The sequence below is a fragment of the Pseudomonas paraeruginosa genome (assembly GCF_003025345.2).
Classification (GTDB): domain Bacteria; phylum Pseudomonadota; class Gammaproteobacteria; order Pseudomonadales; family Pseudomonadaceae; genus Pseudomonas; species Pseudomonas paraeruginosa.
The window spans coordinates 4,447,092-4,459,117 of sequence record NZ_CP020560.1; the positions used below are offsets into that span (position 1 = coordinate 4,447,092).

At 63.6% G+C, this 12,026-nt stretch carries 14 protein-coding genes and 1 other RNA gene; 8 read left to right on the forward strand and 7 right to left on the reverse strand.

Translation table 11 applies throughout. The annotated features are described in order from the left end of the window. The 3 genes from B7D75_RS21115 to oruR all read right to left on the reverse strand — a co-directional run bounded on the left by B7D75_RS21115 (window position 1) and on the right by oruR (window position 2,582). On the reverse strand, window positions 1-714 hold the full coding sequence (locus B7D75_RS21115) for an OmpA family protein (RefSeq protein ID WP_004367263.1): 714 nt from the start codon (window positions 712-714) through the stop codon (window positions 1-3). Between the two features lie 105 nt (window positions 715-819). After that, window positions 820-1,461, reverse strand: coding sequence for an MBL fold metallo-hydrolase (locus tag B7D75_RS21120; protein ID WP_107114388.1), 642 nt, complete (start codon window positions 1,459-1,461; stop codon window positions 820-822). 101 nt (window positions 1,462-1,562) lie between these two features. Beyond that, window positions 1,563-2,582: an ornithine utilization transcriptional regulator OruR gene (gene oruR / locus B7D75_RS21125; RefSeq protein WP_034081399.1), complete on the reverse strand. Its 1,020-nt coding sequence runs from the start codon at window positions 2,580-2,582 to the stop codon at window positions 1,563-1,565. Window positions 2,583-2,706: 124 nt separating this feature from the next. Between oruR and B7D75_RS21130 the strand changes: the two genes are divergently transcribed. Beyond that, entirely contained in the window at window positions 2,707-3,540 is an 834-nt protein-coding gene (locus tag B7D75_RS21130) for a metal-dependent hydrolase (RefSeq protein ID WP_004367257.1), read from the forward strand. Window positions 3,541-3,640: 100 nt separating this feature from the next. On the opposite strand, the gene B7D75_RS21135 is transcribed toward B7D75_RS21130, so the two are convergent. Continuing rightward, window positions 3,641-4,582, reverse strand: coding sequence for an alpha/beta fold hydrolase (locus tag B7D75_RS21135; protein WP_012076990.1), 942 nt, complete (start codon window positions 4,580-4,582; stop codon window positions 3,641-3,643). A 108-nt stretch (window positions 4,583-4,690) separates the two neighbouring features. Further along, window positions 4,691-5,374 carry a TetR/AcrR family transcriptional regulator gene (locus tag B7D75_RS21140; RefSeq protein WP_043098882.1) on the reverse strand — a complete coding sequence of 228 codons (684 nt, stop codon included), beginning with the start codon at window positions 5,372-5,374 and terminating at the stop codon, window positions 4,691-4,693. 87 nt (window positions 5,375-5,461) lie between these two features. Between B7D75_RS21140 and B7D75_RS21145 the strand changes: the two genes are divergently transcribed. From B7D75_RS21145 to B7D75_RS29420, 6 genes are all read left to right on the forward strand, one after another. Next, on the forward strand, window positions 5,462-6,319 hold the full coding sequence (locus B7D75_RS21145; protein WP_034081395.1) for a hypothetical protein: 858 nt from the start codon (window positions 5,462-5,464) through the stop codon (window positions 6,317-6,319). A gap of 82 nt (window positions 6,320-6,401) precedes the next feature. Then, window positions 6,402-6,753, forward strand: a transfer-messenger RNA (tmRNA) gene (ssrA, locus tag B7D75_RS21150). Between the two features lie 843 nt (window positions 6,754-7,596). Continuing rightward, window positions 7,597-8,169, forward strand: a complete 573-nt coding sequence (locus tag B7D75_RS29835) for a fimbrial protein (RefSeq protein ID WP_239481356.1) — start codon at window positions 7,597-7,599, stop codon at window positions 8,167-8,169. Between the two features lie 472 nt (window positions 8,170-8,641). Then, on the forward strand, window positions 8,642-8,977 hold the full coding sequence (locus B7D75_RS21160) for a TM2 domain-containing protein (RefSeq protein ID WP_003157777.1): 336 nt from the start codon (window positions 8,642-8,644) through the stop codon (window positions 8,975-8,977). A 102-nt stretch (window positions 8,978-9,079) separates the two neighbouring features. Then, window positions 9,080-9,313 carry a hypothetical protein gene (locus tag B7D75_RS21165; RefSeq protein WP_071535385.1) on the forward strand — a complete coding sequence of 78 codons (234 nt, stop codon included), beginning with the start codon at window positions 9,080-9,082 and terminating at the stop codon, window positions 9,311-9,313. Window positions 9,314-9,381: 68 nt separating this feature from the next. After that, the gene (locus tag B7D75_RS29420; RefSeq protein WP_124083125.1) at window positions 9,382-9,567 is read left to right on the forward strand and encodes a hypothetical protein; all 186 of its coding nucleotides are present in this window, start codon (window positions 9,382-9,384) and stop codon (window positions 9,565-9,567) included. Window positions 9,568-9,571: 4 nt separating this feature from the next. Here B7D75_RS29420 and B7D75_RS21170 read toward each other — a convergent pair whose 3' ends face one another. After that, window positions 9,572-9,997, reverse strand: coding sequence for a VOC family protein (locus tag B7D75_RS21170; protein ID WP_107114390.1), 426 nt, complete (start codon window positions 9,995-9,997; stop codon window positions 9,572-9,574). 100 nt (window positions 9,998-10,097) lie between these two features. Between B7D75_RS21170 and B7D75_RS21175 the strand changes: the two genes are divergently transcribed. Further along, a complete protein-coding gene (locus B7D75_RS21175; RefSeq protein WP_107114391.1) occupies window positions 10,098-10,982 on the forward strand; it encodes a LysR substrate-binding domain-containing protein in 885 nt (294 codons plus the stop codon). Here B7D75_RS21175 and B7D75_RS21180 read toward each other — a convergent pair. Continuing rightward, window positions 10,955-11,908 carry a LysR family transcriptional regulator gene (locus B7D75_RS21180; RefSeq protein WP_058145702.1) on the reverse strand — a complete coding sequence of 318 codons (954 nt, stop codon included), beginning with the start codon at window positions 11,906-11,908 and terminating at the stop codon, window positions 10,955-10,957. The two genes, B7D75_RS21175 and B7D75_RS21180, sit on opposite strands and share 28 nt — an antisense overlap. Window positions 11,909-12,026: the final 118 nt, after the last annotated feature.

Here is a 12,026-nt window from a genome sequence, read left to right on the forward strand (position 1 = left end):
TCAGTACTGCGGCTGGGTCTGCGCCGGGCCCTGGGCGCCCGGAACCGGTCGCAGGTTGACCTCGACGCGGCGGTTCTGCGCGCGGCCGTCCGCGGTGGAGTTGCTCGCGATCGGCTGGTCCGGGCCCATGCCGCGGGTGCTCAGGCGGGTGCCGTCGACGCCCTGGGCGGTCAGGTAGCCGGCCACGCTCTGCGCGCGGCGCTGGGACAGGTCCATGTTGTGCTGGCGGCTGCCGGTGCTGTCGGTGTAGCCGACGATCTCGATGGTGTTCTGGTTGTACTGCTTGAACGAGTTCGCCAGGTTGTTCAGCGGCGCGTAGAAGCTCGGGGCGATGTTCGCCGAATCGGTGGCGAAGGTGATGTTGCCCGGCATGATCAGCTTGATGTCGTCGCCCTGGCGCTGCACTTCCACGCCGGTGCCTTCCATCTGCCGGCGCAGTTCGGCTTCCTGCTTGTCGGCGTAGTAACCGTAACCCGCGGCGGCCGCGCCGGCGACGGCGGCGCCGATCAGCGCGCCCTTGCCACGGTTGTTGTGATCGATCGCGGCGCCGGCGACAGCGCCGGCCAGCGCACCCAGTCCGCCATACTTGGCCGTCTTGCTCATGCCACCCTGGCTTTGGCTTTGCGTGTCGTAGGGGTTGTTGGAGGCACAACCGGCCAGCAGGGCCAGTGCGGTGACGGCTGCGGCCAGAGGCAGGCAACGGGAGGTGAACATGGGAAAACTACTCCTCGAGGTACTGAAACGCCCCTGCGTGAGGGGCGGCCGATAGCTTAGAGCATAGCCAAGTGGCAAAATTCCCGTCCCTCGGAAAATTCCTATTCAGCCCCTGACGAAGGGGTTCTCGCGCATCTCCTCGCCCAGCGTGGTGTCCGGGCCATGGCCGGCGACCACCGTGGCGTCCTCGTCGAGACGGTACAGGCGCTGTTTGATCGAACGCTGGATCGCCGCCGAGTCGCCGCCCCACAGGTCGGTGCGGCCGATGCCGCGGCGGAACAGGGTGTCGCCGGCGACCAGCAGCTTCGCCTGGGGGAACCAGAAGCTCATCGAGCCCGGCGTGTGCCCCGGGGTATGCAGCGCCACGCCGCAGCCGCAGGCCAGTTCCTCGTCGTCGGCCAGCCAGCGGTCCGGCGCCGGCACCGGCTTGTAGGGCACGCCGAACAGCTGGCACTGCATCTCCAGGTTGTCCCAGAGGAACTGGTCGTCCTTGTGCAGGTGCAGGCTGGCGCCGGTGCGCTTCTTCAGCTCGCCGGAGGCGAGGAAGTGGTCCAGGTGCGCGTGGGTATGAACGATGCTGACCACCTGCAGGCCGAGCCGCTCGAGGCGCTGCAGGATCAGCTCGTGGTCGCCGCCCGGATCGACGACGATGGCCTTCCTGGTCAGCGGATCGCCAATGATGGTGCAGTTGCACTGCAAAGGCCCGACAGGGAAGGTTTCGCGGATCAACGCGGGGGATGTCGACATGCAAGACTCCGATCACGGTCGGCGCGGCAAGCGCGCCATGGATTTCCAGTAGACGCCAAGCATGGCACATCCACCCGCCGCCGAGGACCGCTGGCGATGGCTCAGGGCGCTTCGCGGTAGTCGCTGGGCAGCTTGCCGGTCCACTTGCGGAACGCCCGGCGGAAGTTCGACGAATCGTTGAAACCGAGCAGCAGGGCGATCTCGTACAGCGGCAGCTGGGTGGTGGTCAGGTACTGCAGGGCCAGGCGCTTGCGCACGTCGTCGAGGACCTGCTGGTAGCTGGTCCCCAGCGACGACAGGTGCCGGCGCAGGCTGCGCCCGCTGGTGTGCAGTTCGCGGGCGGCCTGCTCGAGATCGGGGAAGTCGCCGGGACGCGCCAGCAGCAGGCGGCGCACGCGGGTCAGCAGGCCTTCCTGGACGTCCAGGGTGGCCAGCAGCGCCTCGCACTGCTGCTCGCACATCTGCACCGTGGCCGGGTTGGCCAGCGCCATCGGCCGCTCCAGGTATTCGCTGGGCATGCTCAGCCAGTGGCAGGGCTGCTCGAACTCGGCGGCCACGCCGAACACCTCGGCGTAGCGCCGGGCATGGGCCGGCGCCGGATAGGCGAAGCCCACCCGCACCTCCTGCAGCGGCTCGCCGACCAGGAAACAGGCGATGGAATACAGCGTCGCCATCAGGCCCTCGGCGGCGAACACCGAGGCGCTGCCCAGCGGCATCGACTCCACCGCGCGCAACTCGGCGCGGCCGTCGTCGAGCACCAGCTCCAGTTCATAGGCCAGGCCGAGCACCCGGTAGTACTTGAGGGCGAACTGGATGGCCTTGCCCAGGTTGGCGCTGGACAGCACCGCGTAGCCGAGGATGCCGTGGGCCGAGACGTTCAGCCGTTGGCCGAGCACCAGCCCCAGCGCCGGTTCGTCGCAGAGGATCTGGGCGCTGTAGGTGAGCTGGTTGAAATCGAGGAAGGACAGGCGGCCGTTCGGGCTCTCGAGCACCTCGGGGCGCACCCGCGCGGCGTCGAACAGCGCCTGGCGGGACACGCCGTGTTCCGCGACGAGATCGAGCAGCGCCTCGGCATAGGCCACCGGCACCAGTTCGGCGGTGAAGTTGAGCGGTTGTTTCATGGCTGATTGTTGTTCTGACCGCTGGCCGGATATGACCGGAAATTTGGCAGAAGATAACCTTGTGAGGCTACCCCCCGCAAGCGATAGTCGAGCCCATGGTCCTTCACCATCACAGGGAGCCGCTATGGCCAGCACCACCCCCGAAGGTCTGGAGATCCGCCCGCGTCATCTGGACTTCGACCTGCCCGATCCGATGCCGCGCCACTGGCACAGCGGCGACGCTTTCAAGACCCACATGTTCAATGCCATGTCGGTGCTGTTCCCCGACGGCGAGCGCTTCTTCATCGACTCCGTGCGCCACTACCGCGAGCGGGTCGAGGACCCGGCGCTGAAGCAGCAGATCCGCGGCTTCATCGGCCAGGAAGGCCACCACAGCCGCGAGCACCTGGTCTACAGCGACCGCCTGCGCGCCCTCGGCTACGACATCGATCGCCTCGAAGGTGGCGCCAAGCGGCGCATCCGCTTCGCCCAGCAGAAGCTGCACCCCTCGCGCCAGCTGGCGGCCACCGCGGCCCTGGAACATCTCACCGCGATCATGGCCGACGGCCTGCTGAGCAACCCCAGGTGGCTGGAGGGCGCCGACCCTACCATGGCCCGCCTGTGGCGCTGGCACGCGCTGGAGGAAACCGAGCACAAGGCGGTGGCCTACGACGTGTTCATGCTGGTCAACGGCAAGGCCAGCCTACGCCGCCGGGCGATGGTCCAGGGCACCTTCTTCTTCGCCCTCGACACCACCAAGGGCCTGGTCCACATGCTCAAGCGCGACGGCCTGCTGTGGAACTTCAAGGTCTGGCGCGACGGCATCAAGTGGCTGTGGGGCAAGGACGGCGTGTTCCGTTCACTGGTAGGCGTGTACCTGGACTTCTACAAGAAGGACTTCCACCCCTGGCAGCACAATAACCTGCACCTCATCGAGCAATACCGCGACCAGTTCGAGCCGGAGCCGAAGGCCGCCTGAGCCTCCCCGCCGCCCCTCTCCACCGCGAGAGGGGCTTGCATCGCAATAAATAAAAAAGCCCGCGACTGACCAGCGCGGGCTTCTTCATGACGGCCTGGGATCAGGCCATCAGGAAGCGCAGTGCGTCCGCCGCGGTCTGCTCGGGAATCTCCTCCATCGGGATATGCCCGACGCCCGGATAGGTCTTCACCTGGATCCCCGCCAGGTCGCGTTGCCACAGCGGTACGTGCTTCGGCGAGATCCAGCGGTCGCGTTCGCCCCACATCAGCAGGGTCGGCGCGGCGATCCGGGCGATACGTTCGCCGGAGCTGCCGAGTTCCTCGCGGTTGACCTTCAGCAGCACGCGGAAGATCTCCATCATGCCCTTGCGGTTGCCCGGGCGGCGGCTCAGGTCGTAGTAGCGGTCGACCACGCCCGGCTTGATCCGCCCCGGCTCGCCGTAGACTTCCCTGATGCCCTGGGCGATCAGCGCGCGCGGCATCCACAGCGGCATCGCCAGGGTCGAGCCGGGCAGCGCCGCCGCGGCGATCATCCACGGCACCTTGCGCATCTGGTAGCCGGCCGGGTCGATCAGCACCAGCCGCTCCACCCGCTGCGGCTGGGCCAGGGCGAAGTTCCAGGCGATATAGCCGCCCAGGGAGTTGCCGGCGATCGAAGCCTTGTCGATCCCCAGGTGGTCGAGCAACTGGCCGAGGATCGCCACCATGCGCTCGCCGGAGTAGTCGGTGTCGCGCCCCGGCCCGGTCAGGCCGAAGCCCGGCACGTCGAAACGGACGATGCGGAAGTACGGCGACATCGCCTTCACCCAGTCGTCCCAGGTGTGCAGCGAGGCGACCACGCCGTGGATCATCACCAGCACCGGCTTGTCGCGAGTGCCCTCGTCGCGGTAGTGCAGCGGGAAACCGTCCAGCTCGATGAAGCGCGAGCCACTGGACGGCGCGGCGTAGCGCTCGCGCAGCGACTCCAGCGACAGGGAGCCGAAGCCCAGGCGGGCGAATCCGACCGCCAGCGGCGGTTGCAGCAGATAGGGTGTCGCGGACATGGACGCACGTCTCCCGTCTTGTTGTCATGACAGGTCATCAGAGCATGGCCAAGGCAGGCTGCGAGCCCAACCTAGGTTCTGTCGGCGCGAGCGGCGACTGCCCGGCTGTTACCCTTGCGATTTCGTCGGAACCTGGGTGCGGGGACAGAGCGTCCCCACCAGCAGGTCGCCGAGCACCCGCTTGACCCGTGGCAGCTCCAGCGGATCGCTGGCGTTGAGCAGGTCCAGCGAGGCCGCCTCCATCGCCCAGATCAGCACCCGGTAGGTCAGCGGATCGTGCGCCGCGCCCTGGGCGCCGAGGCGCTCGGCCCACAGTTCGATGATCCGCAGGTGCGCGCGCTGCCGGTGCGCCGCCAGCGGCGAGCCGGCGTGCAGCGCCTCCTCCTGCATCATGCGGATGATCGGGCCGACCGCCAGGTGATAGTCGAAGAACAGCGAGACCATCGCCCGCAGCCAGTCCTCGTCGCTGCCGGCCTCGCTGCGCAGCCCGCCGAAGCGCGCCAGCAGCAGTTGCACGGCGCTGTGGTAGATGCTTTCCAGCACCTCCAGCTTGCCGGCGAAGTACTTGTAGAAAGTCCGCCGCGAAACGCGCGCCGCCTCCAGCAGGTCGTTGACCGTGGTCTCGGCGATGCCCTTGCGGGTGAACACCGGGATCGCCGCCAGCTGGATGTTGGTCCGTTGCAGATGCCCCACCAGCGGCCCCTCGCCCTGTCCGGCCTGGCGCGCCAGCGCGCCGTAGCCGCCGAGGTCCTCGAACACCGCCTGCAAGCCGTTCCACTGCCTCGTCGCCACGCCGTCCGCTCCAATCGAAGCGCGGGGTGACGGCGGCCCCGGCCATCGCTAACCTAGGCCGATCCACGCGCCCCGCAAGGAAAGTCCGTGCCGACCCTATCACGCCGCCTGCTCTGGCCGCTGGCCATCCTTTTACTGGTTCTCGGCCGCCCGCTCGCCGCCGCCGACCTCTACTACCTCGGCCAGCGCATCCCGGACATCCAGAAGCCCTGGGACAGCCACGACTACCAGGTGCTGATCGACGCCCTGAAGAAGATCGAGGAAACCCAGAAGAACGCCCTGCCGCGACGCAGCGGCGAATTCACCGGGCCGCTCTACCTGCGCATGGTCAGCGAGGAAAACTTCCGCCCGCAGCTGAACATCTATAGCCCGCTGGAGATCCGCCAGAACGAGGCCCGCGAAGTGCTGTTCAAGCTCAAGGAACTGATGCGCCTGTACTTCGACTTCCGCGCCGCCAGGCAGCCCTACGGCGCCGAGGCGCTGGGCCTGATGAGCTACTCGCTGCGCGAGCAGTCGATCCTGTTCACCCTCACCGTCGAATTCTGGATGACCCTGTCCCAGGCCGAACAACGCAACCCCGCGCGCCTGCAAGGCATGCAGGAAACCAAGGCGGCCGCCGCGATGCTCACCGGCAGCGCCCTCGACTACCTCGGCCTCACCGCCCAGTTCGAGCGCCAGGACCTGGTGCTCTACTCCGCCGAACTGGCCAAGGAAATGCCCGAGCTGTTCATTCACCTGCCCTCCCCGGTACGCGCCCAGTTACTGGAACGCATCGCCGGCTTCGCCACGGACCACCCCTACCCCGAGGTCCGCGACAACATGCGCGACCTGCAACCGGTGTTGCAGGCGATCCAGGCCGACGTCGAACGCCAGCTCAAGCCGACCCCAACCGGCAAGGCCTCCGCCCGGCCCCTCGACCTGACCCCGCCGGAAGAGCGGAAATAACCTGTCATCAATGACTTAGCCGCGCCCGGTTGGACTCCCAGGCGCCTTTGCCGTACACTACGCCTCGACCTACCCAGGTTTTGGGGCCGATTAGGATTCGACGCCGGTAACGAAACTTGAGGGGCATGCCGAGTTGGTAGCAGATCTCGTAAATTCGCTGCTGCAATCTTATAGTTGCCAACGACGACAACTACGCTCTGGCTGCTTAATGCACCAGCAGTCGCTAGGGGATGCCTGTAAACCCGAAACGACTGTCAGATAGAACAGGATCGCCGCCAAGTTCGCTGTAGACGTAACGGCTAAAACTCATACAGCTCGCTCCAAGCACCCTGCCACTCGGGCGGCGCGGAGTTAACTCAGTAGAGCTGGCTAAGCATGTAGAACCGATAGCGGAGAGCTGGCGGACGGGGGTTCAAATCCCCCCGGCTCCACCAAACGCAAACGATAAGCCCCTGATTTTCCTAGCGAAAGTCAGGGGCTTTTTCTTTTCCTTCATTACTCCCATCCTCTGACCCGCCGGTAGCCTCGGGTTGTCATCTCCAGATCTAGCGGGTCACGCAACGAGAGGGGGCTAAATCCTTCCAGTGCGCCATCTATCTACGGCCAATAGTTCTGCTTGCCCAGACCAGACCAGACCAGACCAGACCAGACCAGCATCACACGGCGAAGTGAGTAGCAATCTTAAAATCTGCACTCTATTTTCCGATATTTCACCGAACCACCTCGGAAAAATCCTAAATTCGAACAAAAAATGGAAGGATAAACTAAGAATCGTCCTAAAAAATAAAGTTTATCTCAAGAAAAACCTATGGTCAGTTAAAATGATTCAGCACAAAGCACTTCGCGGCACAGTTATTTTAACATCCTGGATCTGGGCCACTTATTCCGCGGCGTACTGCGACCTGCCTAGTGGTCCACCACCCCCACCAGTAACCTTAATCAAAAATTTTCCAGCTACAACCAAATTGAATCCCGCCCCCATAGGAGGGGTAATGGCTTCATTTACTATAACGGTCGCCCACGCAAGCACTGGTGGATGGTCTTGGTGTACGCAAAGCGGCCCTAATGGGGAATGGGGAGTTACCGCACCCGTTACAAATCTGAACCCTATAGATAACGGCCTATTTGATACGGGCGTTCCTGGCGTAGCCATACGAATACAGCCGGAAAGAGCTTACGGAACAACCCCCCCGCCCCCGTTTACCTACCCCACGCCAAAAGATGGGGCCGTACTCTCTTTCATAACAAGTTTCAGGTTCGATTTTATAAGAACCGGAATGGGCATTGGCAAAGGAGATATCATACCTTTTGACTACAAGACAACCTTTTTCATCGATACCAGCTATACCACCCCCAGACGAGCCGTTTACCATATAGAAGGCACAAATCTGCATACCAAGCTAGAACACAATGCCTTCTTCACGACTTGCTATACTCCAAAAGCCAGCACCGAGATTGACATGGGCACCATTTATACAGGGCATGTAAAGCAAGGAGCGGCTCCCGATATTCCATTCGCTTTGAATGTTGTCTGTGAAGGGCTGAACCCCACGATCAAGCCACCGGTGAAAGTATATTTCGAAGGAAATGCCGTTCGCGATGGCCTACTGAATCTCAGTGGAACCGGTCAGCAAGCCGTAGCCAAAGGTGTGGGCATTTCGCTGACCAATGACAAAGGCGTGGCGCTTCCTTTCAGCAAGTCCAAGGCCCTGCCTCTGGTTTGGCAAGCGAGCGGGCCAGGTTCCGAAATGTACCGATTCTCGGCCAAGGCTCGCTATGTTCCCACCAGTGGAAAAATCACCGCCGGCAAGGCCGATGCCACGCTCACCTACATTCTGGAATACTACTGACTACCGCTTGGAAACTTACGAAAGACTTAGAAAAAACCCTGATCATAGCGTCGATGCACATCATTTAAAATATTACTATCATTTATTCTAAAGCAGGGACTCATCCAGTCGCTGGAGCAGCACACCCATCTTAATTTATCGAAACCCCTCGATTAGGCTGTGTGCTCCAGCGCTAGCCCAGCTAACACAGCTAAAACCTTTTTCTTGATATCTCCCCGAACCTAAAACTGTAAAAGAGAATAGATTTCTTCAGACTTCTAGTTCTTGGAGCAGAAACCCGACACCCATGAAGAATACAACTTAGCCAGACAGAAAAATCAGAAAAACAAATCAATCTCCTAACTTCTCCTCACATCCCTTACGACCGAAAAACATCAGCATCAAGTTTTTCCTAAGAAAACTTACTTGTAAAACACTAACACCAGCGTTTCAATCTGCTCTCTTTCTTCCGCATGGATTCGTGGGAAAACCAATGTCGCTGCAATCTGAAATGCTCGTGGAGCAGAAAGTTTCCAACGCCCAGAAATCGACCGGCACCGCCTACCTGCTGTGGTTCTTCCTGGGCGGCTTCGGCGCGCACCGCTTCTACCTGGGAAAAACCGGCACGGCGGTTACCCAACTGATCATCACGCTGATCGGCTGTTTCACCCTGTTCCCGCTGATCGTTACCGGCATCTGGTGGATCGTCGATGCTTTCCTGATTCCAGGCATCATCCAGGGCCATATGGAACAGGCCCGGCGCAATGCCCGGCTGGAAGTCGCCGCCATGCAGGTAGCCGCCGCTCCGGTCTCCCAACCTCAAGGCTGACCGCGACGGCACGGCGTTACGAAGACTCCGGTGGCGGCTCATCCCTGACTGGGCAGGCCACCGCCACGTAGTGCTTTTCCTCATGTAGCAAGGAGCCAGGCCATGGCGCTGTATGAAGATGAAACGAAGGTTCGCAAGACTGGAAAACCAGAGATCTACAAGAAGTCTTTGAACATAGGGATAAAACCTGCAAACCCTGGCATCTACAAATGCGACACCTGCGGATTCGAGGATGTAATAAACCGCGAATGCGACAAGCTCCCGCCCTGTTCGAAATGCCGGGATAACAAGAGATCCAATACCTGGAAGCTTCTTGTCACGGCCACCGACAAATGAACCCGCAAAACCTCGTAACGCCTTAGAACCCAGTCACCTGGCTCACCCGCGCTTTCGCCGACAAGGCCGTGGAACGCCCGGGCTCCCCTGTTCCTCGTCGCCTGCGGCGGCTGGAGCACCTCATCGTCAACCGCGCGGTGGAGTCTCTCGTCCATGGCGAACTCCGCGTGATCCTGCCGCAATCGATGAACGTGGCAACCCTGCCGCCGAACCAACGGATCGGCCGGCAGCCGCGCGTACTCGACCCGGCCTGAGCGCTCACCTGGCGAACAGCTGGCCCATGTCGCGGAAACTCTTGAACTCCAGGGCGTTGCCGCAGGGGTCGAGGAGGAACAACGTGGCCTGCTCGCCGACCTGGCCCTTGAAGCGGATATAGGGCTCGATCACGAAGCGGGTGCCGCGCTGTTTCAGGCGTTCGGCCAGGGCGTGCCAGTCGTCCCATGCGAGGACCACGCCGAAGTGCGGCACCGGCACGTCGTGACCGTCCACCGGGGTGCTGCCGGCGTGGCGCTGGGAATCGGTCTGCGGGTGCTGGTGGATGACCAACTGGTGGCCGAAGAAGTCGAAGTCGACCCAGTGCTCGGCGGAGCGGCCTTCGCTCAGGCCGAAGACCTCGCCGTAAAAGCGCCGGGCGGCGGGCAGGTCGTGGACAGGGATGGCGAGGTGGAAGGGCATCAGGCTCATGATGCGGCTCCTGTGTGGGGATTCCGGGATTATTTGCCGTGCCGATTTCGATGGAAAGCGCATAATATTTCGTCTGAGCAACACTTTTTTCGAGGCTTGGATGATCCGCGAACTCCGCACCCTGGTCGCCGTGGCGCGCCGGGGCTCCTTCGCCGCGGCGGGGGAACAGGTGGGGCTGACGCAGTCGGCGGTGAGCGCGCAGATCCGTGCGCTGGAACGCAGCGTCGGCGTCGAATTGTTCCAGCGCACGCCGCGCGCGGCGCACCTGAACGAGGCCGGGCGGCAGGCGGTGCGTACGGCCGAGCAGATCCTCGCGCTGTTCGACGGCATCGGCCAAAGCGACAGCCCGCGCGGGCGCCTGCGCATCGGCGCGGTGAACACGGCGCAGACCGGGCTGCTGCCGGAGGTGCTCAAGCGCCTCGCCGAACAGGCGCCGCACATCGAGCCGCAGGTGGTGCCGGGCGTCTCGCTGCACCTGCTGGACCAGGTGGACGCCGACGAACTGGACCTGGCGATTCTCATCCGCCCGCCGTTCAACCTGCCGCGCGGGCTCTCCGCGCAACGGGTCGAGCGCCAGCCGTTCGTGCTGATCGCACCGCCGCAATGCACCGCGACGGATGCGCTGGAATTGCTGCGCACGCAACCGTTCATCCGCTACGACCATGTGTCCTTCGGCGGTCGCCTGGTGGGCGATTTCCTCGAGGCGCAACAGCTCAGGCCGCGCCAGGTGATGGAGCTGGATGAGATCGACGCGATCGCGCGGATGGTGGAGAACGGTCTCGGCGTGGCGCTGCTGCCTCGGGCTGGGCTGTGGCTACGCGAGCCGGCGCGGGTACGGGTGATCGAACTGGGCGCGCTGGAATTCCAGCGCGAGCTGGTGATGGTCAGCCGCAGCGGTTCGGCGCAGGACGACCTGGTCGGTGAATTCCGCCGCGCCCTGCTCGCCGAGACGGCGGCTCAGGAGGCCGCGCCGACCACCGCGTAGCGCGGCGCCGGGCGCGCCAGCTCACCGAGGAAGGTCCACAGGCGTTCGGCCTCGCCGGGTAGCGGCAGGCGGCGGCGGATCAGGGTATAGCGCAACGGCACGTCGAAGCGCTGGCCGCCGGCGCGCACCAGGCGACGGCTGGCGAGGTCCTCGCGGACCAGGGTATGCGGCAGCCAGGCGACGCCCAGGCGCGACTGGGCGAAGAAGCGCAGCCCCTCGGTCTGGCTGGAGCTGTGGTGGCGCAGGAGGAACAGGCCGCTGTCGCGCAGCAGCGGTTCCAGGGCCCAGCCCAGGTGGCATTCCTCGGAGTAGCCGAGGAACGATAGCGCTTCGGTCTGCAGGCGGTCGAGGTTGAACAGCGGCTGGCCGGCGGCGTCAGGCGCGCAGACCGCCACCAGTTGTTCGTGGCCAAGCTCCAGGCGCTGGAACTCGGCTTCGCTATCGATGCCCAGGCGGCGCGACACCGCCTCGCCTTCATCGAGCAACGCCACCACGTAGTCCACCGAGCCGTCACGCAGGCGCGACAGGCATTGCGGCAGGTAATCGCAGTCGACGCTGAACTTGGCGCTGCGGAAGTCCGCCTGCAGGCGCGGAATCCAGTGCGGGAAGAACACCGAGGAGAGGATGTGCGGGGCGCAGAAACGGATGCGCCGCTGGGCGTCTTCGTCGCGCTCGCGGATCGACTGGCGCAGGTTGTCCAGGGCACGCACCGCGTCCTGCGCCATGCCTTGCAGCTGGCGGCCGGCCTCGGTCAGTTCGAGGGCGTGCTTGTGGCGCTCGAAGACCGGCGCGCCGAGCCACTGTTCCAGGGTCTGGATACGCCGGCTCAACCCGGACACGGAGACATGGCACTCCTGCGCCGCACGGCTGAAGCTCTTGATCCGACAGAGGACGAGGAAGTCCTTGAGCATCACCAGGTCGATCATCGTTGCGCGTTCCTCAACGGTCGGGCGTTTTCAGTCTACTTCGCGCGGCGGTGCCTGTTGCAAGGCTAAAGTTCGGTTTGTTTTGCCGATTTGGCAAGCAACTCGTCGACTCCCGCAA